At 47.3% G+C, this 23,225-nt stretch carries 23 protein-coding genes and 1 other annotated feature; all 23 genes read left to right on the top strand.

Going from position 1 to position 23,225, the window contains the following annotated elements; all coding sequences use genetic code 11:
• Positions 1–83 precede the first annotated feature (83 nt).
• Positions 84–1,004, top strand: coding sequence for a sigma-E processing peptidase SpoIIGA (gene spoIIGA / locus BLQ53_RS07550; RefSeq protein WP_093726684.1), 921 nt, complete (start codon positions 84–86; stop codon positions 1,002–1,004).
• Positions 1,005–1,021: 17 nt separating this feature from the next.
• Complete coding sequence (gene sigE / locus BLQ53_RS07545) at positions 1,022–1,741, top strand: RNA polymerase sporulation sigma factor SigE (RefSeq protein ID WP_093726683.1); 720 nt, start codon at positions 1,022–1,024, stop codon at positions 1,739–1,741.
• A 124-nt stretch (positions 1,742–1,865) separates the two neighbouring features.
• On the top strand, positions 1,866–2,648 hold the full coding sequence (gene sigG / locus BLQ53_RS07540; protein ID WP_093726682.1) for an RNA polymerase sporulation sigma factor SigG: 783 nt from the start codon (positions 1,866–1,868) through the stop codon (positions 2,646–2,648).
• A gap of 97 nt (positions 2,649–2,745) precedes the next feature.
• Positions 2,746–3,009, top strand: coding sequence for a YlmC/YmxH family sporulation protein (locus BLQ53_RS07535; RefSeq protein WP_093726681.1), 264 nt, complete (start codon positions 2,746–2,748; stop codon positions 3,007–3,009).
• 61 nt (positions 3,010–3,070) lie between these two features.
• The gene (gene pgeF, locus BLQ53_RS07530) at positions 3,071–3,883 is read left to right on the top strand and encodes a peptidoglycan editing factor PgeF (RefSeq protein ID WP_244499283.1); all 813 of its coding nucleotides are present in this window, start codon (positions 3,071–3,073) and stop codon (positions 3,881–3,883) included.
• Positions 3,880–4,557, top strand: a complete 678-nt coding sequence (locus tag BLQ53_RS07525) for a YggS family pyridoxal phosphate-dependent enzyme (protein WP_093726680.1) — start codon at positions 3,880–3,882, stop codon at positions 4,555–4,557. Before pgeF ends, BLQ53_RS07525 begins: the two co-directional genes overlap by 4 nt.
• A 17-nt stretch (positions 4,558–4,574) precedes the next feature.
• Positions 4,575–5,015 (top strand): cell division protein SepF, encoded by a 441-nt coding sequence (locus BLQ53_RS07520; RefSeq protein WP_093726679.1) that lies wholly within the window; start codon positions 4,575–4,577, stop codon positions 5,013–5,015.
• A 6-nt stretch (positions 5,016–5,021) separates the two neighbouring features.
• On the top strand, positions 5,022–5,282 hold the full coding sequence (locus BLQ53_RS07515) for a YggT family protein (protein WP_093726678.1): 261 nt from the start codon (positions 5,022–5,024) through the stop codon (positions 5,280–5,282).
• Positions 5,283–5,301: 19 nt separating this feature from the next.
• The gene (locus BLQ53_RS07510; RefSeq protein WP_093726677.1) at positions 5,302–6,075 is read left to right on the top strand and encodes a YlmH family RNA-binding protein; all 774 of its coding nucleotides are present in this window, start codon (positions 5,302–5,304) and stop codon (positions 6,073–6,075) included.
• A 72-nt stretch (positions 6,076–6,147) separates the two neighbouring features.
• The gene (locus tag BLQ53_RS07505) at positions 6,148–6,648 is read left to right on the top strand and encodes a DivIVA domain-containing protein (RefSeq protein WP_093726676.1); all 501 of its coding nucleotides are present in this window, start codon (positions 6,148–6,150) and stop codon (positions 6,646–6,648) included.
• Positions 6,649–6,717: 69 nt separating this feature from the next.
• Positions 6,718–6,939, top strand: a binding site (T-box leader).
• A 59-nt stretch (positions 6,940–6,998) separates the two neighbouring features.
• Positions 6,999–9,752, top strand: a complete 2,754-nt coding sequence (ileS, locus tag BLQ53_RS07500) for an isoleucine--tRNA ligase (protein WP_093726675.1) — start codon at positions 6,999–7,001, stop codon at positions 9,750–9,752.
• A gap of 113 nt (positions 9,753–9,865) precedes the next feature.
• Positions 9,866–10,330: a signal peptidase II gene (gene lspA / locus BLQ53_RS07495; protein ID WP_244499282.1), complete on the top strand. Its 465-nt coding sequence runs from the start codon at positions 9,866–9,868 to the stop codon at positions 10,328–10,330.
• Positions 10,327–11,238 carry an RluA family pseudouridine synthase gene (locus tag BLQ53_RS07490; protein WP_093726674.1) on the top strand — a complete coding sequence of 304 codons (912 nt, stop codon included), beginning with the start codon at positions 10,327–10,329 and terminating at the stop codon, positions 11,236–11,238. The genes lspA and BLQ53_RS07490 overlap by 4 nt, the downstream gene beginning before the upstream one ends.
• Before the next feature lie 174 nt (positions 11,239–11,412).
• Positions 11,413–11,958, top strand: a complete 546-nt coding sequence (pyrR, locus tag BLQ53_RS07485; RefSeq protein WP_093726673.1) for a bifunctional pyr operon transcriptional regulator/uracil phosphoribosyltransferase PyrR — start codon at positions 11,413–11,415, stop codon at positions 11,956–11,958.
• Between the two features lie 136 nt (positions 11,959–12,094).
• Positions 12,095–13,462, top strand: a complete 1,368-nt coding sequence (locus BLQ53_RS07480) for a solute carrier family 23 protein (RefSeq protein ID WP_093726672.1) — start codon at positions 12,095–12,097, stop codon at positions 13,460–13,462.
• Positions 13,463–13,475: 13 nt separating this feature from the next.
• Positions 13,476–14,399: an aspartate carbamoyltransferase catalytic subunit gene (locus BLQ53_RS07475; RefSeq protein WP_093726671.1), complete on the top strand. Its 924-nt coding sequence runs from the start codon at positions 13,476–13,478 to the stop codon at positions 14,397–14,399.
• Complete coding sequence (locus BLQ53_RS07470; RefSeq protein ID WP_093726670.1) at positions 14,359–15,639, top strand: dihydroorotase; 1,281 nt, start codon at positions 14,359–14,361, stop codon at positions 15,637–15,639. The genes BLQ53_RS07475 and BLQ53_RS07470 overlap by 41 nt, the downstream gene beginning before the upstream one ends.
• Positions 15,636–16,733 carry a carbamoyl phosphate synthase small subunit gene (locus tag BLQ53_RS07465; protein WP_093726669.1) on the top strand — a complete coding sequence of 366 codons (1,098 nt, stop codon included), beginning with the start codon at positions 15,636–15,638 and terminating at the stop codon, positions 16,731–16,733. Before BLQ53_RS07470 ends, BLQ53_RS07465 begins: the two co-directional genes overlap by 4 nt.
• On the top strand, positions 16,726–19,923 hold the full coding sequence (gene carB, locus BLQ53_RS07460; RefSeq protein ID WP_093726668.1) for a carbamoyl-phosphate synthase large subunit: 3,198 nt from the start codon (positions 16,726–16,728) through the stop codon (positions 19,921–19,923). Before BLQ53_RS07465 ends, carB begins: the two co-directional genes overlap by 8 nt.
• Positions 19,917–20,690 (top strand): dihydroorotate dehydrogenase electron transfer subunit, encoded by a 774-nt coding sequence (locus BLQ53_RS07455; protein ID WP_093726667.1) that lies wholly within the window; start codon positions 19,917–19,919, stop codon positions 20,688–20,690. Before carB ends, BLQ53_RS07455 begins: the two co-directional genes overlap by 7 nt.
• The gene (locus tag BLQ53_RS07450) at positions 20,687–21,622 is read left to right on the top strand and encodes a dihydroorotate dehydrogenase (RefSeq protein WP_093726666.1); all 936 of its coding nucleotides are present in this window, start codon (positions 20,687–20,689) and stop codon (positions 21,620–21,622) included. The genes BLQ53_RS07455 and BLQ53_RS07450 overlap by 4 nt, the downstream gene beginning before the upstream one ends.
• Positions 21,594–22,310 (top strand): orotidine-5'-phosphate decarboxylase, encoded by a 717-nt coding sequence (gene pyrF, locus BLQ53_RS07445; protein WP_093726665.1) that lies wholly within the window; start codon positions 21,594–21,596, stop codon positions 22,308–22,310. The genes BLQ53_RS07450 and pyrF overlap by 29 nt, the downstream gene beginning before the upstream one ends.
• Positions 22,294–22,905: an orotate phosphoribosyltransferase gene (pyrE, locus tag BLQ53_RS07440; RefSeq protein WP_093726664.1), complete on the top strand. Its 612-nt coding sequence runs from the start codon at positions 22,294–22,296 to the stop codon at positions 22,903–22,905. The genes pyrF and pyrE overlap by 17 nt, the downstream gene beginning before the upstream one ends.
• Positions 22,906–23,225 lie beyond the last annotated feature (320 nt).

Raw genomic sequence — 23,225 nt, 5'->3', positions numbered from 1 at the left:
CTTAGCATGCATAAACTGACAGTATTTGAATCAGCACTCCGTTATACTAGCTTCATCTATTAAAGGAGAAAGGAAGAGCTGACGTGACAATCTATCTGGATGCCGTCTGGACACTCAACTTGTTTTTGGACTGGCTGCTGCTGCTTTGTACGCTTGTGATTGCCAAAATACAAGTACCTAAGTTTCGTATTTTTGCAGGCGCCATCGTTGCATCGCTAATCGTTCCGGTGACTGTCTTCTTTCCAGAAAGCTATCTCACCCATCCGGTGGGTAAATTACTTTTTTCGGTACTCATCATCTGGACAGCATTCGGCTTTCGGTCGATCACTCGCTTCTTGAAACTGCTGCTGCTTTTTTATTTCGTTACCTTTGCAGCAGGAGGGAGCCTGTTCGCCATTCATTATATGCTGCAGACTCAAGCTGCATTTACACCTGCCTCCTTCTTGACGGTAAGTACAGGATATGGTGATCACGTCAGCTGGTTGTTCGTAGCCATCATGTTCCCGATCGCATTGTATTTTACAAAAAGCAGAATGGACAAGCAGCGCTTTGAGCAGTTCCGATATGATCAGCTGCACACCGTTCAAGTGAGCATCAATGGCATTTCACATAAAACAGACGGATTCATCGACAGTGGGAATCACCTGTCTGATCCATTGACGAAGCGACCAGTCGTAATCTGTGATCATCAATTTTTGAGAAACTGGTTCACGGAAGAAGACTGGCAACTGTTGGCCCAAGCAAATAATAATTTGGATTTGGATCTGCTGCCGAAGGATTGGCCTTATGAATTTTCTGTCGTTCCGTATCAAGGTGTTAATGGAGAAGGAGCACTTATGCTTGTTTTGAAGCCGGATAGTATGTTGATTGAATTGGATCAAACGATAATCGAAACAGATCGAGTATGGATCGGTATTCAATTCGGAAATCTGACAACGGATCTTCGGTATCACTGTCTGCTCCATCCGTCACTTGTACATGATGCCAGCACGCAAGCGGGCTAAGAAGAAGGGAGAAAAACATGGGAAAAAGAGCATGGAAGCTGAAAATATGGTGGTATAAGATACTTGTCAAATTAGGTATCAAGCGGAAAGAAATCTATTACATTGGCGGCAGCGAGACTTTACCTCCACCTTTGTCAAAAGAAGAAGAGTTCAAATTGCTTCAGCTCCTGCCAACTGGCGACAAATCGGCTAGGGCAATGCTGATCGAACGGAATCTGCGATTGGTCGTCTATATAGCAAGGAAGTTTGAAAATACCGGTATCAACATTGAAGATTTGATCAGTATCGGAACAATTGGTTTGATAAAGGCAGTGAACACTTTCAATCCTGAAAAGAAAATCAAGCTGGCGACGTATGCTTCCCGCTGTATCGAAAATGAGATTCTCATGTACCTGCGCAGGAACAGCAAGCTGAAATCGGAGATATCCTTCGATGAACCGCTGAATATTGATTGGGACGGCAATGAGCTGTTGTTGTCCGATGTTTTGGGAACTGATGATGATATCATCACGAAGGATATCGAGAAAAATGTAGACAAAAACTTGTTAAAAAAAGCATTGGAACAGCTGAATGACAGGGAAAAGCAAATCATGGAACTCCGTTTCGGGCTTGTCGGGCAAGAAGAGAAAACCCAAAAGGATGTTGCCGATATGCTTGGCATTTCCCAATCCTATATTTCCCGTCTGGAAAAGAAAATCATCCGCAGACTGCAAAAAGAATTTAATAAAATGCTATAAACCTTACTGGTGCCTGTATTTGTCCTTCTCGGACAATGTCAGGCACTTTTTGTCTTTGCATAAAAAAATTCCCGAGGGGAGATACTGTGCTTGCATCGCATCTTCAATCGGGAGGTCAAGGAACATGTCGAGACAGAAAGTTGAAATATGTGGGGTAGATACTTCAAAACTGCCAGTACTCAAAAATGAGGAAATGAAAAAGCTATTCATCCGCATGCAGCAAGAAGACGACATTTCAGCCCGGGAAGAACTCGTCAATGGGAATCTCCGCCTCGTGCTCAGCGTGATCCAGCGATTCAATAACCGAGGGGAATATGTCGACGATCTTTTTCAAGTAGGCTGTATCGGACTAATGAAATCCATTGATAATTTCGATTTGAAGCATAATGTGCGTTTTTCTACATACGCAGTGCCGATGATCATTGGGGAAATCCGCCGCTACTTAAGAGACAATAATCCGATTCGTGTATCCCGTTCCTTGCGTGATACGGCATACAAAGCTTTGCAAGTAAGGGAGCAGCTGATCGCAAAAACATCGAAAGATCCGACAACAGCAGAGATTGCTGCTGAACTCGGCGTACAACCATCCGACATCACATTTGCCATGGATGCCATCCAGGATCCAGTATCTTTATTCGAGCCGATTTATAACGACGGGGGCGATCCGATCTTTGTATTGGACCAGCTGCGCAGCGAATCGGAGAACGATGCATCTTGGCTGGATAACCTATCGATAAAAGAAGGCATGCACCGTTTGAACGAGCGGGAGAAAATGATACTGAATAAGCGCTTCTTCCAAGGAAAGACCCAAATGGAAGTTGCAGATGAAATCGGTATATCGCAAGCACAAGTATCACGGCTGGAGAAAGCTGCAATCGAAGAGATGAATAAGCAAATGTTCGAATGAAAGACACCTGGCTCAGGTGTCTTTTTTTATGTTTGAATGCTAATTGTCGGGCTTGGCCGCATAGACTAGAAAAAAGCAGCAAAGGGGTTAAGTAATCATGACGCTAACCGAATTGCAGATGAAAGATATAATTTTAATGGAAAACGGCAAAAAGGTAGGGAATGTATCCGATTTGGAAATCAATGAACATAACGGCCACATATCGGCGATTATCGTGACACTGCGGGGGAGAATGATGGGGCTATTCGGCAAGGAAGAAGAGTTGGTCGTCCCGTGGAATCAGATCATTACAATCGGGACGGATGTCATTTTGATCAAAAGTCCGGAACAAGCATCGGTAACGGAGGAAGCAAGTAAGTAATCTTGTACAGAAACAGACGGAAATATGGTACTATAAAAGCAATCAGAGGAGTGGGTACCATATGAAGGAAACAGCTTCCAGTCTGGATAAGCTGTATATGGAGCTTGGCGGATGGTCAGCTCCTGACAGCATCGTCAGCGGGATAACAACAAAATACAACGGTGTCAGCAAAGCACCTTTTGATAGTTTGAATATGGGACTGCATGTCGGCGATGAACCAAAGGATGTCATCCAAAACCGTGAGCTGCTTGCAGAGGCGATTCAGTTTCCATTGGATCAATGGGTCTTGGGGGAACAAGTCCATGGTACGGAAATAGCAGTCGTCACAAAACAGGAAGCTGGCAGGGGCAGCAGGGATTTGGCTGACAGTCTGCCGGCAGTGGATGGTCTGATCACCAAGGAAAAGGGAATACTCCTTTCGGCATTTTTTGCTGACTGCGTGCCGCTTTATTTTTTCGACGCTACTAGCGGATGGATTGGAATGGCGCATGCTGGCTGGCGCGGAACCGTCGCCGATATGGCAGGGAAAATGGTGCGAGCGCTTTGTGCACAAGGAGCTGACAAGGGTAATCTGCAAGCGATGATCGGACCGTGTATTTCCAAACAACGGTACGAAGTCGATGATCGCATCGTGCAGCAGATACCTGTGCAGTTCCACAATAAGGTGCTAAAGTCACACGCTCAGGAGCGATACCAGCTCGATTTGCAGGAACTCAACCGGCTTTATTTGCAGCAAGCAGGTATCGAATATGGGAATATACTGATAGCACCCTACTGTACATACGATTCCCCAGCGTTTTATTCGCATCGTGAAGATCAAGGAAAAACCGGCAGGATGATCGGTTTTATCGGGATGAAAGAGGAGCAAGTATGAATACTGTACAACAAAATCTGGAACGGATCAGGGAGGATATCAGCTCGGCAGCGGCCAAATCCGGCCGAAAAACCGAGGATATAACCCTCCTTGCCGTTACGAAATATGTTACAATTGAACGAACAAAAGAAGCTGTCGATGCTGGTATTGTCGATTTAGGCGAGAACCGGATCGAGGGTTTCCTGGAGAAGCAGGCGGCAATCGGGGATGAAGCCATTTGGCATTTCATCGGGAGTCTGCAATCCAGGAAAGTGAAAGACGTCATCAATCAAGTGGATTATCTGCATGCACTTGACAGGCTTTCATTGGCAAAGGAAATACAAAAAAGGGCAGCCAAGAAGATCAAGTGCTTCGTCCAGGTCAATGTAAGCGCAGAAGCAACAAAATCCGGCGTATCACCAGCTGAAACACTCGCTTTCATCCAGGAACTAGCAGCATATCCGGCAATTGAGGTTGTCGGCCTGATGACAATGGCACCCAATACACAGGATGAAGATGTGCTCCGCAGTGTCTTCAGTGGATTGAGACAGCTGCGTGATGAAGTTGCGGCTCAAAATATGGCCCATGCACCATGCGCATTGTTATCCATGGGAATGAGTAATGATTACAAAATTGCAATAGAAGAAGGAGCGACTCATGTCAGAGTAGGCTCTGCTCTTGTAGGTCCATATTAATAAGCGAGGTGAAGAACATGAGTTTCAAGAATAAGATGAAAAATTTCTTTACTGTGGATGATGAGGAATATGAATACGTCGAGGAACAGCCTGAAGAACAAGAAGAAATCGAACCGTACCGTCAGAGCGGGCGGAACCAGAATCAAAACGTCGTGAGCTTGAAAAGTGTACAATCATCTTCCAAAGTCGTTCTTTGTGAGCCGAGGACTTATAATGAAGCACAGGAAATCGCTGATCATGTTGTGAACAGAAGGGCAGTGGTGCTCAATTTACAGCGGGTTGACCATCACCAAGCGAAGCGGATCGTTGATTTTCTGAGCGGTACCGTCTACGCGGTTAATGGAGATATCCAGAAGCTGGGCAGCCAGACCTTCCTGTGTGCCCCGGACAATATAGAACTGACAGGCAGTATATCCGATATGCTGGAGGAACAAGATGATTATAATAAGAGGTGGTAGAAGCCGATGCTTTGGAGTATAATTCAGACAGCCTTCACAGTCTATTCTTTGGCATTGATCGTCTATATTTTGATGTCTTGGTTCCCAGGAGCTAGACAATCGGCATTTGGCGAAATCCTTGGAAGGATCTGTGAACCTTATCTTGAAGTATTCAGGCGGTTCATTCCGCCACTAGGCATGATCGATATTTCTCCCATCGTGGGAATCTTAGTCCTGCGGTTAGCGGAGAGTGGATTAAGAACGATTTACTTAATGATTTTCTATTGATGAGGTGTACAACGCAAACGTGAGTATCTATCAGCATTACCGGGAAGAGGAGCGTCCTTTCATCGACCAGATCCTCTCCTGGATGGAACAAGTGGAACGCCAGTATCAGCCGCGGGTTACCGACTTTTTGGATCCCCGGGAACAGCTTATTTTCCAGCAGCTGCTAAGCGGCCAATCCGAACTGCAGTGGGCTTTTTCAGGCGGATCCGAAAATGCGGAAAGAAAGCGGGGTCTCATCGCTCCGATTTATGACAATATCACAGCCGAGGATTTCAGCATCGAATTGCTCGAAGCTGCCTATCCCGCTAAATTCGTCACGCTTGAACATCGTGATGTGATGGGTTCATTCCTTTCCCTTGGCATCGATCGCAAAAAACTGGGCGATATCAGTGTGAGGGATGGCGTGATCCAGCTTTTCACTACTTCGGACATCGCTGCCTACATACATGCGAATCTATTGGAGATTAAACGGGCAAAGGTATCATGGGATTCGGTCGATCCTGCGAGATTCAGTCCGGAAAAGCTGGAGTGGGTGAACATGGAAGCTACCGTATCTTCGCTCAGATTGGACGCCGTCATGAAGGAGCTCTACCGGATGTCGAGGCAGCAGGCTGCCGAACGCATTCAAAAAGGTCTCGTCAAAGTCAACTTCAGGACTGTCGAGGACGTCAGCTATCAGCTTGCTGAAGGTGACCTCATTTCCCTTCGCGGCAAAGGGCGTGGGAAGCTTGCACAAGTGAAAGGTACAACCAAGAAGGACAAGCAGCGTATCACACTGGAAAAATTAAAGTAGCCGAAATGGCTGTTTTATGCTATCTTTGTCGAATAACAGCTATTATAGATCTTTTAACAGGAGGTGGCCGTCGTGCCATTAACACCTTTGGATATCCACAATAAAGAGTTCGCCCGCGGATTCCGCGGTTATGATGAAGATGATGTAAACGACTTCCTCGACAGGGTGATCAAGGATTACGAGATCATCATCCGCGAGAAGAAGGATTTGGAAGAACGGGTCCAGCAGCTGGAAGAACGTCTTGGTCATTTCAATAACATCGAGACGACTTTGAACAAATCGATTCTTGTAGCGCAGGAAACTGCAGAAGAAGTGAAGGGCAACGCAATGAAAGAGTCCAAGCTGATCATCAAAGAAGCAGAGAAGAATGCCGACCGGATCATCAACGAGTCCCTCACGAAGTCACGCCAGATTGCCTTGGAAGTAGAGGAGCTCAAAAAGCAGGCGAAAGTATTCCGTACTCGCTTGAAGATGCTTGTGGAAGCACAGCTTGAGATGATTGAAACGGATGATTGGGATGGTTTATTCGCGACCGAGGTAGCATATGAGCCTGAGGAAGAGACGGCGGAATAAAGTCCGCTTGACGTTTTTAGCAAACTTACATATAATTTTACTATTATAAGCAAACAATATGACCAAGATATAAAGACTGTGATCGGGACAGTAGGAAGTCCATACCGCTTTTAAAGCGAGCCAGGGAAGGTGGGAGCCTGGTACGGTATTTCTTTCGAACATCACCCGCTAGTTTCCATTCGAACCGCAAGCAGTAGAAATGGACGTCTCATTCACGTTACGAATTTCGAGTGGATAGATGATGCTAGTCTGTCTATAAGGGTGGTACCGCGAGTCTCTCTCGTCCCTTTTGGGGATGATGAGAGGCTCTTTTTTTACCCCAAGCTCGGTCATGATAAGGAGGAAGAATATTGGATTACAAAGATACATTGCTGATGCCGGAAACGGCATTCCCGATGCGCGGCAATCTGCCGAACAAGGAACCAAAAATGCAGCAGGAGTGGGAAGAAGAAAACATTTACAAAAAAGTGCAGGAAAGAACGGAAGGACGTCCGCTTTTCGTCTTACATGACGGACCTCCATATGCCAATGGAGATCTGCACATGGGGCATGCGCTGAATAAAGTATTGAAGGACTTCATCGTCCGTTATAAATCCATGTCCGGCTTCCATGCACCATACGTTCCAGGCTGGGATACACATGGTCTGCCAATCGAGCAGGCGCTCACGAAGAAAAAAGTCGACCGTAAGAAAATGACAGTCGCGGAATTCCGTCGTCTTTGTGCAGAATATGCGATGCAGCAAATCGACAACCAGCGCACGCAGTTCAAACAGCTTGGTGTCCGTGGTGACTGGGATAACCCGTACATCACGTTGACAAAGGATTATGAAGCAGCACAAATCAAAGTCTTCGGTGAAATGGCGAAACGCGGCTATATCTACAAAGGAATGAAGCCGGTATACTGGTCTCCTTCTTCTGAATCAGCTTTGGCAGAAGCGGAAATCGAGTATCAAGATAAACGTTCTGCATCCATTTATGTTGCATTCCAAGTGAAAGATGGTAAAAATCTCTTCGAAGGTGATGAGAAATTCATCATCTGGACGACAACTCCTTGGACGTTGCCAGCAAACGTTGCAATTTCCCTTCACCCGGAAGTGACATATGTAGTAGCAAAAGTCGGTACAGAGAAATATGTCGTTGCAGAGGAATTGCTGAACAATGTAACAGAAACGCTTGAATGGAACGATCCGCAAGTCTTGAAAACGTTCAAAGGAAAAGAAGCGGAATACGTAACGACACAGCATCCTTTTTATGACCGTGAATCATTGATCATCCTTGGCGAACATGTAACGACAGACAGCGGTACAGGCTGTGTACACACAGCACCTGGACACGGGGAAGAAGATTTCTTTGCCAGCCAGAAATACAAACTGCCGATCATCAGCCCATTGGATGACAAAGGCGTATTCACGAAGGAAGCTCCTGGTTTTGAAGGTGTATTCTATGATAAGGCAAACAAAAATATCACAGAATTGCTTGAAGAAAAAGGTGCCTTATTGAAACTCGATTTCTTCACGCATTCTTATCCGCATGACTGGCGTACGAAAAAACCGGTCATCTATCGTGCAACAGCTCAATGGTTTGCTTCCATCAAAGCTTTCCGTGACCAGATCATCGAACAGATCAAGGAAGTGGAATGGTTCCCGAAATGGGGCGAAACACGTCTTTATAACATGTTCCGTGACCGCGAAGACTGGTGTATTTCCCGTCAGCGCGCGTGGGGTGTTCCGATTCCGGTATTCTACGGCGAAAATGGCGAAACGATCATCACAGAGGAAACGATCCAGCATGTGTCCGATCTCTTCCTCGAGCATGGCTCCAATGTCTGGTTCGAAAGAGAAGCGAAGGATTTGCTTCCGGAAGGGTTCACTTCCGAGCATAGCCCGAACGGCATCTTCACGAAGGAAACAGATATCATGGACGTATGGTTCGATTCTGGTTCTTCCCACCAAGGTGTATTAGTGAATCGTCCGGAATTGCAGCGTCCAGCTGATCTTTATCTGGAAGGCTCCGACCAATACCGCGGCTGGTTCAACTCTTCCTTGACGACTGCTGTTGCCGTAACAGGCAAAGCACCGTATAAAGCGGTCCTAAGCCACGGATTCGCATTGGACGGAAAAGGCAAGAAGATGAGTAAATCACTAGGAAACATCGTCGTACCGTCGAAGATCATGAAGCAGTACGGTGCCGATATCCTTCGTCTATGGGTTGCTTCTGTTGACTATCAATCTGATGTCCGCATCTCTGATGAAATCATCAAACAAACATCAGAAGGCTACCGTAAAATCCGGAATACGTTCCGCTTCCTGCTGGCTAATTTGCATGATTTCGATCCTGCTAAAGATAGCGTAGCGCATGCTGACATGGTGGAAGTTGATCGCTACATGCTTGCGAAGCTTTCCGATTTGATCAAGCGCGTACGCATGAGCTATGACAAATACGAGTTTGCGGATGTATATTCTGCCATCCTAAGCTTCTGTTCGGTAGAGCTTAGTGCGTTTTACCTTGATTTCGGTAAAGATATCCTTTATATCGAAGCTGCTGATCATCCGGCTCGCCGCAGCATCCAAACTGCTTATTATGAAATCGTCAAAGCGCTTGTGCAAATGCTTGCACCGATCCTTGCGCATACAACAGAGGAAGCATGGAGCCATATCCCTGGTGAAAAAGCAGAGAGTGTACAGCTGACAGACTTCCCTGAAGCTATCGCAATTGCAGATCAGGATGCATTGCTTGCAAAATGGGATCATTTCATGAAAGTCCGTGATGATGTCTTGAAAGCATTGGAAATTGCACGCAGTGAGAAGGTAATTGGTAAGTCACTTGAATCCAAATTGACAATCGTTGCCAAAGATGATGAAACAAAACAGCTGCTTCAAGGTATCGATAATCTGCATCAACTGCTTATCGTATCCGAAGCCAATGTAGTGGACACAGATGCAGAAGCGGCAGATTATGAGCATGTGGCCGTCCGCGTAGAGAAACATCCGGCAGAACGATGCGAACGCTGCTGGGTTGCTTCTGAAACAGTTGGTCAGGATGAGAAACATCCAGAACTATGTTCACGCTGTGCAGAGATCGTAGAAGCACATTATCACGCATAATGGGGAGAAAGCTTCGCTTTTTAGCGGAGCTTTCTTTTTATCTATACAATCTTTTTCAGCCTATCTATGGTAAAATGCAAGATAGATTGTATCGAACGGAGGAAATGAAGTCCATGTATTTTGTCATCGCGATCATTCTGATCATCATCGATCAGCTAACAAAGTTGGCAGTAGTGAAGAATATGACGGAAGGAGAGTCCATCTCGATCATCGACAACTTCCTGTATCTATCTTCACACCGTAATCGAGGAGCGGCCTGGGGCATTTTAGAGGGGCATTTTTGGTTCTTTTATCTTGTGACAGCGATTGTTATTGTCATAGTCAGTTATTATATTGTGAAATATAGCAAGGAAAGCAAATTGATGGGGACTGGTCTGTCACTCGTTCTTGGGGGAGCAATCGGGAACTTCATCGATCGGCTGTTCCGAAAAGAAGTCGTCGATTTCGTCGATACACGATTCGGTGACTATCATTATCCCATCTTCAACGTGGCGGATTCCTGTCTGGTTGTAGGTGTCATCCTCATCATTATTGCGATGCTGCTCGATGAGAGAAAGAAAGGAAGAAAAGAAGCATGAGTCAGTTGGAACATACAGTCGCAGCCGAGCAAGCGGGTTTGCGCATCGATAAACTGCTGTCTGATATCCAGGAAGATGTTTCCCGGAGTCAGGCGCAAAGCTGGATCAAGGATGATCTGGTTACGGTGAACGGCACCAAGGTGAAAAATAAGTATACTGTGCAAGAGGGAGATGTAATCGCCTGGACGATTCCTGAACCTGAAGAAATGAAAATCGAAGCAGAGGACATCCCGCTTGAAATCATCTATGAAGATGCTGATATTGCAGTTGTAAACAAACCGCGCGGGATGGTTGTACATCCATCCAATGGACATCAGTCTGGTACGATGGTACATGCGCTGCTTTACCATCTGAAAGATCTTTCCGGTATCAATGGAACGATGCGTCCAGGTATTGTCCACCGTATCGATAAGGATACAAGCGGTTTGCTAGTTGTTGCTAAGCATGATAAAGCCCATCAGAAATTGACGGATATGTTGAAGGATCACGATATTGAACGGAAATACCGGGCTATCGTACATGGTGTCATCGACCATGAATTCGGAACTATTGAAGCACCGATCGGCCGTGACCCGAATGATCGTCAAAAAATGGCGGTCGTTGAGAATGGCAAGCCTGCAGTGACGCATTTTGAAGTGCTGGAGCGTTTTGAAGATTTCACATATGTAGAATGTAAGCTGGAGACAGGCAGAACGCATCAAATCCGCGTGCATATGCAATACATTGGCTACCCGCTTGCCGGAGATCCAAAATATGGCCCGCGCAGAACATTGGATATCGACGGGCAAGCACTACACGCCGCAGTACTTGGATTCCATCACCCGATAACAGGGGAATGGCTTCATTTCGAAGCGCCTGTTCCGCAAGTTTTCCAAGAAGAATTGGACAAGCTTCAATTCAATGCTTGACAGTCACACACTGACATGCGATACTGAATGAAGTTAAATAAGAACCTTTAAGACAGTCCAGAGAGGCTGATAAGGAAGCGGAGATGAACGGGATACGTGTGTGTATCCATGCCCCTTATTGCCTCATGGCGATAAGGGGTTTTTTTCATAGCTTCAAGGAAAGGTGGGAAAAGAATGAATAAAAAAGCGACCCTGCTGGATCAAGCTGCAATCGGGCGTGCACTGACACGGATTGCACATGAAATCCTGGAACGCAATAAAGGACCGGAAAATCTGGTACTTGTCGGAATCCAGACTAGAGGTGTTCCCATCGCGAAACGTCTGCAGCAGAAAATCGAAGGAATCGAACAAGCGACAGTACCGCTTGAGGAAGTGGATATCACATTGTACCGGGATGATCTGGCCCATGCATCAGACAATCAAGAGCCGATGGTGCAGCCAGTGAAACTTGGAACGGATTTAACGAATAAGACCGTCATTTTAATCGATGATGTGTTATACACAGGAAGAACAGTGAGAGCGGCGATGGATGCGATCATGGACGCGGGACGTCCAGCACAGATCCAATTAGCCGTACTGATCGACCGAGGCCATCGGGAACTGCCGATACGAGCCGATTATATCGGGAAAAATATCCCGACTTCGCAATCGGAAGTCATCGTCGTCGAACTGCAAGAGACAGATGATTACGAGAGCGTGGATATTTACGAAAATGAATAAGGACCTTTAAGGTAAGTCCAGAGAGGCTTACAAGGTCGCAAGCAACAACGTCGTCACGTGAAGTGGCAGACGTGTGCCTCTTTGCGACCAAAATCGCAAAGAGGCTTTTTTTATAGGGGAAAAGAGGAGAGAAATAATGAAACCAGCACTGAACATACACGACATACCAAAATGGAATCAATGGATCATCTTCAGCTTGCAGCATTTATTCGCCATGTTTGGTGCGACCATCCTTGTACCGGCACTGACCGGACTGGATCCAGCAGTGGCACTAGTATCAAGCGGTGTCGGTACACTCGCATTCATCTTGATCACAAGAGGGACGGTGCCAGCTTATCTAGGCTCAAGTTTTGCTTTTATCTATCCGATTACGCAGTCGATTGAAGCTGCCGGGATCGGCGGAGCCATGATCGGCAGCTTTTTGGCAGGTCTTGCTTACGGAATCGTCGCAATCGCCATCCGACTCGGCGGGATGAAAGGCATCATTAAACTGCTTCCTCCAATTGTCGTCGGACCAGTCATCATCGTCATCGGTCTGGCCCTGGCACCAACCGCAGTGGATATGGCAATGAATGCTCCTGATACTGGGGAATACAGCACGAAATATTTCGTCGTCGCACTTGTCACGCTGGCAATCACGGTAGCGGCTTCCATCTTCCTGAAAGGATTCCTCGGATTGATTCCGGTACTGATCGGAATCATCGGCGGCTATATCTACGCACTTACACAGGGAATCGTCGATACGAGTGGCGTACAGTCTGCCTGGAACCAGATTGCAACAGCAGATTCCATCGGTTCTTTCTTCAGCGGCATGTTCACGGTACCGGATTTCACCATTCCGTTCGTCGACTACAATGTCGCAGATGTATTCAGCTGGCAGCTCTTCTTCACGATGGTACCAATCGCTGTCGTGACGGTATCCGAGCACATCGGGCACCAGCTGGCTTTATCAAAAATCGTCGACCAGAACATGCTTGTCAAGCCAGGTTTGCACGCATCACTTGCTGGAGATGGGGTGGCGACGATGATCGCATCCTTGCTTGGCGGACCGCCGAACACAACTTATGGGGAAAACATCGGCGTTCTGGCAATCACGAGAGTATTCAGTGTCTTCGTCATCGGAGGCACGGCGATACTTGCCATTTTTTTCGGATTCACTGGCCTCATCACTAGTTTGATCAGTTCCGTGCCATCTGCGGTCATGGGCGGCGTGAGCATCATGCTGTTCGGGATCATCGCTGCCAGCGGTCTTCGGACAATGATCGATAGTCAGCTTGATCTTGGGGATAAACGCAATTTGATCATCAGCTCGATCATCTTGGTCATCGGAATCGGGGGAGCTTTCCTTCGCTTCCAAATCGCCGAACTTGACCTGGAGATCAACAGTATGGCCTTGGCAGCACTAGTCGGTGTCATCTTGAACCTTATCTTGCCGGGCAAAGAATCCGGTCTTGGAAACGGCAGTCTGTTCACAGCCGAAGATCAGAAACAAGCAACCAAATAAGGAGGAGAAGGACATGAAGCATTTCGTATCGATGAAGCATCTTACCGCAGAGGAACTGCTGCAGCTCGTACAGCTCGCTACAGACATACAGGCACAGGGGGTATCTGGATACAGGGAGCAGCTGTTCGCAGCCAATCTATTCTTCGAGCCGAGCACACGGACGAAGATGAGCTTTACCGTAGCAGAACGGAAACTCGGACTGGAAGTGCTGGACTTCGCCGCTGAGGCATCCAGCGTAACCAAAGGCGAGACCGTCTATGACACCGCGAAGACCCTTCAATCGATCGGCGCTTCGGTCCTTGTCATCCGTCATCCAGAGGAGCACACAGCTGCAATGCTTACAGAAAAGCTGGATATTCCGGTTATCAATGCCGGTGACGGAAAAGGGGAACACCCGACACAATGCTTGCTTGATCTGATGACGATTTACCAGGAATATGGACGCTTCAAGGACCTGAAAATCGTGATTGCCGGAGATATCCGCCACAGCCGGGTTGCCAGAAGCAATGCAATGGCTTTGCGCAATTTGGGGGCGCAAGTCTTTGCAGCGGGCAAACCGGAGTGGATGGATGAATCCATCGGAATCCCGGTCCTGGATATGGATGAAGCAGTAGAACAATGCGATGTCATGATGCTGCTCCGGATCCAGTTTGAGCGTCATGAAACAAAGCGGGAAGCAGCGGGGTATCTGGAGAATTACGGATTGACTGTTGAAAGAGAAAAAAGGATGCAGCGTCATGCCATCATCATGCACCCTGCACCAGTCAATCGAGGCATCGAAATCGACGACAGTTTGGTTGAAGCACCACGCTCAAGAATTTTCCGTCAGATGGAAAATGGCGTAGCAGCCAGGATGGCAGTAATCTTAACATTATTGGAAGGATGGGGAATCAAGCATGGCTACAATCTTGACAAACGCGAAGCAGTTAACAGCTGATCAGAAACTGGAAGAAGTAATGGTGAAAATCGACGATGGTATCATCAAAGAGATCGCAAGTCAAATAGAGATAACAGCAGAAGATAATGTAGAAAATTTGGAAGGTCAGCTTGTGACAGCAGGTTTTGTGGATGTGCACGTGCATTTGCGCGAACCAGGGGCAGAAAAGAAAGAAACGATTGCAACAGGTACAAAGGCAGCAGCCAGAGGCGGCTTCACGACTGTCGCTGCCATGCCGAATCTCCGTCCCGCACCGGATTGTCCAGAGACACTCGCCAGCATCAGAGCAAGAAATGAAGAAAGCGGCGTGATCCGCGTGCTGCAATATGCGACGATCACAAAGCAGCAGCTCGGCCGCGAAATTGTGGACATGGAAAACATGCAAGATGCATTTGCTTTTACAGATGATGGTCTTGGCATCCAATCTGCCGGGATGATGCTGGAGACGATGCAGCGAGCAGTCAAGTTAGGCATGCCAGTCGTTGCACATTGCGAAGATGACAGCCTGGTACCAGGCGGCGTCATGCACGAAGGCACAGCAAGCGCGCGACTCGGACTGCCGGGTATCAACAGCGTGTCTGAGTCCGTACATATTGCCCGCGATATCCTCTTGGCGGAAGCCGCTGGTTGTCATTATCATATCTGCCATGTGAGCACGAAGGAATCGGTCCGGGTGATCCGCGATGCCAAACGTGCTGGCATCCGCGTCACTGCCGAAGTGACACCGCACCATTTACTTCTGACAGATGAGGATATCAAAACAGATGACGGAAACTTCAAGATGAATCCGCCACTCAGATCCGAGGCTGATCGCCAGGCGTTGATTGAAGGACTGCTTGATGGAACGATCGATATGATTGCGACAGATCATGCGCCGCACACAGCGGAAGAGAAGAATGTCAGCATGCTGGATGCATCATTCGGTATCGTTGGATCGGAAACTGCTTTCAGCTTGCTTTATACACACTTTGTTGAAACAAGTATCTTTACGCTGAATCAGCTGATTGATTGGCTTACAATCAAGCCATCAAAAGCATTCGGGCTTCCTTTTGGCCGCTTCGAAATCGGCGCAGCAGCAGACTTAGCTGTTTTGAATCTTGATGCCGAAGGAGAAGTAGATCCATCCCAATTCGAATCAAAAGGAACAAACACACCATTCATCGGATGGCGCTACAAAGCAGAACCAACGATGACGATTTTTGGCGGAGAAATCGTCTACAGAAAGGAAGCGGTAAAATGAAGAAACGACAACTTATCCTGGAGGACGGTACCGTATTTACCGGTACTGCGTTTGGCAGCGATAGCGCAACGACTGGAGAAATCGTCTTCAACACAGGCATGACTGGCTATCAAGAAATTATTTCCGACCCTTCCTACTGCGGTCAGATTGTAACGTTGACATATCCTTTGATCGGTAACTATGGCGTCAACAGTGATGATTTCGAAAGCATCCAGCCATCCATTCAGGCACTGGTTGTGAAAGAAGCTAGCAGTGGACCTTCCAATTTCCGTAAGCAGCATACAATTGACGCCTTCCTTCAGTTCCATCAAATTCCTGGAATTGCTGGTATCGACACTCGTAAACTGACAAAGATCATCCGTAAGCAAGGGGCGATGAAAGCTAGATTGACAGAAGCAGTTGAAACACTTGAAGCCGACGTCAGCTGGACAACGATTTCCCTCCCAAATGATCAAGTACAGCGTATGAGTACTGCAAAAGCTTATGTTGTGCCAGGACGCGGCAAACGCATCGTCGTCATGGACTTTGGCATGAAGCATGGCATCCTTCGCGAGTTGGCTGCCCGCGACTGTCATATCACCGTTGTACCTTGGCATTACACTGCCGAACAAATCCTTCATTTAAACCCTGATGGCATCATGCTGACGAATGGACCTGGGGACCCGAAAGACGTGTCACCTGCCATCCAGACGATTCGTGAGCTGATCGGCCAAGTACCCATTTTCGGTATCTGTCTCGGTCACCAGCTGATTGCACTCGCAGCCGGGGCCAATACCGAAAAACTGAAATTCGGGCATCGGGGCTCCAATCACCCTGTCAAAGACTTGGAATCAGGGAAAACCTACCTCACTTCACAAAATCACGGGTTTACCGTAACCAAGGAATCATTGGCTGCAACGGATCTCATCCTGACCCAGGTTGCCTTGAATGATGGAACCGTGGAAGGGCTTAAACACCGCCTACATCCAGTGATGTGTGTCCAGTACCATCCGGAAGCAGCACCAGGACCGGAAGATACCCGCCATCTATTCGATGATTTTCTAAAACTTACACAAAGCAAACAGACAGCCAAGGGGGAAGCAACTTATGCCTAAACGTACTGATATCCAAAAAATCCTCGTCATCGGTTCCGGTCCGATCGTAATCGGGCAGGCGGCTGAATTCGATTATTCCGGTACACAAGCGTGCCAAGCATTGCGTGAAGAAGGCTATACAGTCATTCTTGCCAACTCCAACCCAGCTACTATCATGACAGATCACACGGTTGCGGATACAGTCTACATGGAGCCGCTCACCGTGGAATTCCTCAGTAAGATCATTCGTAAAGAACAGCCGGATGCGCTGCTTCCGACACTCGGCGGGCAAACGGGTTTGAACTTGGCCGTTGCACTGGATAACTCAGGCATCCTGAAAGAATACGGCGTCGAACTGCTTGGAACATCGCTTGCGGCAATCCAGCAGGCGGAGGACCGGGAGCAATTCCGTGATTTGATGCACGAGCTTGGCGAACCAGTCCCGGAGAGTCAAATTGTCACGACAGTAGAGGAAGCTGTAGCATTTTCCGAAGAAATCGGTTTTCCGCTCATCGTACGTCCGGCATATACATTGGGCGGCACAGGCGGCGGTATGTGCTACGACTTAGATGAATTGAAGCAAATTACAAAAAACGGTCTGGCGCTTTCCCCAGTGACGCAATGTCTGATAGAGCGTAATATTGCCGGCTTCAAAGAAATTGAATACGAAGTGATGCGAGATAAAAATGACCAGGCGATCGTCGTTTGTAATATGGAAAATGTCGATCCGGTTGGCATCCATACAGGAGACAGCATTGTTGTTGCACCTTCCCAGACACTGAGTGACCGGGAATACCAGCTGCTTCGCAATGCATCCATTAAAATCATCAAAGCGCTGCAGATCGAAGGAGGCTGTAATGTACAGCTGGCTCTGGATCCGCACAGCTTCAACTATTACATCATCGAAGTGAACCCGCGCGTCAGCCGTTCCAGTGCACTTGCTTCCAAAGCGACGGGATATCCGATTGCAAAGATGGCTGCCAAAATTGCTGTCGGGCTGACATTGGATGAAATCAAAAACCCGGTGACAGGGACGACATACGCATACTTTGAACCAGCACTCGATTATGTGGTCGCGAAGCTGCCGCGCTTCCCATTCGATAAATTCGTCAGCGGCAACCGCAAGCTCGGTACACAGATGAAAGCGACTGGAGAAGTGATGGCGATCGGACGTAATGTGGAGGAAGCTTTGCTCAAAGGTGTCCGTTCCCTGGATAACAAAGCGAACGGCCTTAAATCGATCAACCTGGATGACATGAGCGATGAAGAGATGGAGCATCGGCTTGTCAAAGCGGATGATGAGCGATTGTTCGTTCTTGCAGAGGCTTTCCGCCGCGGGTATTCCGTAGAACAGCTCCATGAACTGACAAAGATCGATCGCTTCTTCCTCTGGAAAATTGAAGCACTGATCAATCTGGAAACAGCTTTGGCAGAACAGCCATGGGAACCTGCATTATTGCGAGAAGCAAAACAAAAAGGTTTCTCTGACCGGGAAATCGCCCATTGGTGGATTACAACAGAGGACAAAGTATATGATTTCCGAATAGAAAACGGCCTTCAGCCTGTATACAAAATGGTCGATACCTGTGCAGCAGAATTCGAATCGCAAACACCATACTTCTACAGCACTTACGAAGAAGAAAATGAATCTGTCGCTTCTGATAAAGAGAAAGTAATCGTGCTTGGCTCCGGCCCAATCCGTATCGGGCAGGGAATTGAATTCGACTATGCAACAGTACATAGCGTCCTGGCCATTCGTGAGGCAGGCTACGAAGCCATCATCATCAACAGCAATCCCGAAACGGTTTCAACGGATTTCAGCGTATCCGATAAGCTCTATTTCGAACCGCTTACGCTGGAAGATGTCATGCATGTCGTCAACTTGGAAAATCCGCTCGGTGTCATCGTGCAATTTGGCGGACAGACTGCGATCAACCTTGCAGAAGGATTGGAGCGCCGCGGCGTGAACATCCTTGGAACATCGTTACAGGCAATCGACGCAGCGGAAGACCGGGATAAGTTTGAAAAACTGCTCGATGAATTGAAGATTACAAAACCAGAAGGAGCATCCATCACCAAACTGGAGGATGCAGCGGCGACAGCTGAAAGAATCGGTTATCCAGTGCTTGTCCGACCATCATACGTCATTGGTGGAAGCAATATGGAGATCGTCTACAATGCAGACGAATTGCAACATTACATGGAAAAACGGGTGCATGTCCGCCATGACCATCCAGTGCTGATTGACCAATACTTGACTGGAATTGAAGTCGAAGTGGATGCTATCAGTGACGGAGATACAACAATCATACCCGGCATCATGGAGCATATCGAACGCGCAGGCGTCCATTCTGGTGACTCGATCGCCGTTTACCCGACACAGACGATATCGGAAGAATGCCGCCAGCAATGCATCGATGCAACAATGCAAATCGCCAAGGCATTGAAAGTGAAAGGCTTGATCAACATCCAGTTCGTCATCCACCAAAACAAAGCTTATGTCCTGGAAGTGAACCCGCGTGCCAGCCGCACCATCCCATTCTTGTCCAAAATCACACATGTGACGATGGCGAATATTGCCACAAGGGCAATATTGGGTCAAAAGCTTGCTGACATGGGATATGTATCTGGTTTATTGCCAGAGCCAGAGGATGTATATGTGAAAGTTCCGGTATTCAGCTTTGAGAAACTGCGGAGCGTCGATACCTTGCTCGGACCGGAAATGAAATCGACAGGCGAAGCAATCGGGCATGACCGCACCCTTGAAAAAGCACTGTACAAAGGACTGCTTGCATCCGGTCTGTCTGTACCGCAGGAAGGTGCCATCCTGCTCACCGTGGCTGATAAAGACAAGGAAGAAGCAATGGAAATCGCGAAACTTTTCTATGCGCTTGGATTCCAGCTGTATGCAACCGAAGGAACAAGCGCAGCAGTCGAAGAAGCAGGCCTTCCGGTAACAACAGTAGGTAAGGTTGGTGCTTCTGAGCAGAATGTGATCAGCATTATTGAAAATGGCGAAGTACAATTTGTTGTAAACACATTGACTTCTGGCAAACAGCCTAGATCTGACGGCTTCCTTATCCGCCGTGAAGCGGTCGAGCATGGCATCGCCTGCCTGACGAGCCTGGATACAGCTAAAGCGATCGCAACCATCATCGAATCCATGACATTCACAGCCAAACCTGTAGTCGCAGGAGGTATGCCATCTTGATTCATGAACAGCTCCAAATCATCAGTCGAAAGACGATAGCCAAGGACACTGTGGAAATGACTTTCCATGGCAAGATGGCGCAGGAGGATATCCTGCCCGGTCAATTCCTGCATTTACTAGTAGGAGAAGGCAGCAATCATATGCTCCGTCGTCCGATCAGTATCGCTGGTGTTGATAAACAGGAGTCTACAATCACAATCCTCTTTAAATTGCTAGGAGAAGGAACAAACACACTGGCTAAAGCAAAGCCGGGAGATCAGCTGGATGCACTTGGACCGTGTGGACAAGGTTATCCAGTCGATGAACTCCAAATGAAACATGCATTGCTCGTAGGCGGCGGAATTGGCGTACCTCCGCTTTATTATCTGGCACAGCGTCTGCATGAAAAAGGCATCCAGGTTACGATAGTAGCTGGATTCCAAAACAAAGAGCAAGTTTTCTATGAAGAAGCATTTCGTGAACTAGGAAACTATTATCTTGCAACAGATGATGGGAGCGCTGGGGAAAAAGGGTTTGTCACTGATATTATCAAAAAGGAAGGTTTCGATTTTGATCAGTTTTTCACCTGCGGTCCTACCGGCATGCTCAAAGCTGTATCCACCCAGCTTGAAGATGAGGAAGGTTTCATTTCAATAGAACAGCGAATGGGCTGTGGTATTGGCGCCTGCTTCGCATGTGTTGTACCAGCGCCCGACAGTGAAAGCGGCTATAAGAAAATATGCAAAGACGGACCTGTCTTTCGAGCGAAGGAGGTTGTGCTGGCATGAATTTAAACGTCAAACTTCCAGGCTTGGATATGAAGAATCCTATTTTACCAGCTTCCGGCTGTTTCGGATTCGGCAAGGAATACGCAGGGCTCTATGACTTAAACCTTCTCGGCGCGATTACAATCAAAGCGGCAACCGGTTCTGCGCGTTACGGCAATGGCACACCACGCGTTGCCGAAACCTCTGCGGGTATGCTCAATGCAATTGGCTTACAAAACCCAGGTGTTGACCAGATAATAGAGAATGAGCTCCCGTTTTTAGCGGGTTATGACACGCCGATTATCGCCAATGTAGCAGGCAGCACTGTCGAAGAGTATGTAGAAGTAGCACGGAAAATAAGCAAGCATCCAGTAATAAAAGCGATAGAGCTGAACATCTCTTGTCCGAATGTGAAAGAAGGTGGTGTCCAATTTGGCACCGATCCGGAACTTGCCAAAATGGTTACAGCTGCCGTGAAAGAAGTAAGCGATGTACCAGTCTATGTAAAACTCTCGCCGAACGTCACCGATATCACGGTCATCGCCCGCGCTGTCGAAGAAGGCGGGGCAGATGGTTTGTCTTTAATCAATACACTAACAGGTATGCAAATTAACTTAGCGGGAAGAAAACCGTTGCTTGCCAACAAAATAGGCGGCTTATCTGGTCCTGCTGTAAAACCCGTAGCGATTCGCATGGTTTACCAAATTCGCCAGATGACTAACTTGCCAATCATCGGCATGGGAGGCGTAACAACAGCTGAGGATGTGCTGGAATTCCTTCTGGCCGGTGCATCAGCTGTAGCGGTAGGTACCGCTAATTTCCAGCATCCATTCGTCTGCTCTGAAATCATACAGAATCTACCTGATGTTCTGAGTAAATATGGTTTCTCCAGTGTAGAGGACGCAATCGGAAAGGGGCATGAACATGCAGATACCAATCTATCTCGCGCTTGATTTCCCGACCGGGGAAGAAGCACTGCATTTCCTCGATCAGCATGAGCTTGCCGATATTCCAGTAAAAGTCGGAATGGAGCTATTTTACCGAGAAGGACCGTCAATCATCCACCAGCTGAAAGAGAATAACCATCCAATATTCCTCGACCTTAAGCTGCATGACATTCCGAATACAGTCAAAAGCGCTATGCGTAATCTAGCTGGACTTGATGTAGATATATTGAATGTTCACGCACTAGGCGGAGCAAAAATGATCGAAGCGGCGAAAGATGGTCTGCTGCAAGGAGCCCAAAAAACTGAGCCTAAACTGATAGCGGTCACCATGCTGACATCAATGAATGAAGAAACGGTTCGAAGTGATCTAAAACAGCCGATGGAGCTCGCTGCATATGCCTTGCATCTTGCGGAATTGTCCAAAGCAGCAGGTGCTGATGGGGTGGTATGTTCTCCGCTTGAGGCAGCTAGTATCAAAGCAGCATGCGGAGCCGACTTTCTCACCGTCACACCAGGAATACGGCTGGCGGGATCTGAACAAAATGACCAGCACCGTATCGCAACGCCTGCTGGCGCTAGAAGAATGCAAGCGGACTATCTTGTGATTGGCAGAAGCGTTACAGCAGCAGCTAATCCAAAAAAAGCATACGAACAAGTAATCGAGGAGTGGAAAAACTATGACAACTACAACTAATATAGCCGAAGCATTGCTTTCAATCGATGCGATACAGATTGATCCAGCCAAGTCATTCGTTTGGGCTTCTGGCATTCACTCGCCGATTTACTGCGATAATCGTCTTACATTAGGTCATCCCGAAGTACGGACAGCTATAGCGCGGCAGTTTCAGGAGAAGTTAGCAGAATTACCGGAAACAGATATCATTGCAGGATGTGCAACCGGTGGAATCCCGCACGCCGCATGGCTAGCTGATAAAGCAGGTCTGCCGATGATCTATGTCCGATCCAGCAAAAAAGGGCACGGAAAAGGCAATCAAATCGAAGGAGCTGACGTTGCCGGTAAACATGTTGTTGTCATCGAGGATCTTATCTCAACTGGCGGTTCTGTAATCAACACAGTCCAAGCACTGCAGGAAGCAGGGGCGTTTGTGACGAAAGTGTTGGCTATCTTCAGCTACAATCTGAAGAAAGCAGATGATAATTTCGCAGCTATTGGTGTACCATTTGAAACGTTGACTGATTTTGATGAACTTACAGATATTCTTGTAGAGAATCAGGCAATAACTGTTCAGGAAAAGCAAGTACTGTTGGATTGGCGTGATACATTATAAAAAAGGGATGCAGATATGCATCCTTTTTTATTGAAAGGAAGATTACGAAATAATTATTCACTTTCTTTGTATTGTTTTACTCAAATGTAAGTTTTGTATCGTCATCGTTTAGACAAAGTCATCAACCTTTATTTGCTGATGGTCTATTTTATGTTACCTGCATCCTCCCCATATTTTTCTTGGCATGCTGATTAGCTGCAGAATCAAGCCATAAGATCTTTAAAAGAAATTTTTTGAGAACATTAAATACAATTGGGATTGCACTTGATTCTTTATATTTCTATTTGTAAATAAATCAAGCTTGTTTCAAACAGTTGTTG

Source organism: Terribacillus halophilus, from assembly GCF_900101385.1.
GTDB lineage: Bacteria > Bacillota > Bacilli > Bacillales > Amphibacillaceae > Terribacillus > Terribacillus halophilus.
The sequence above is the reverse complement of the archived record's forward strand: the minus strand, read 5'-3'. Positions and strand labels throughout refer to the sequence as shown.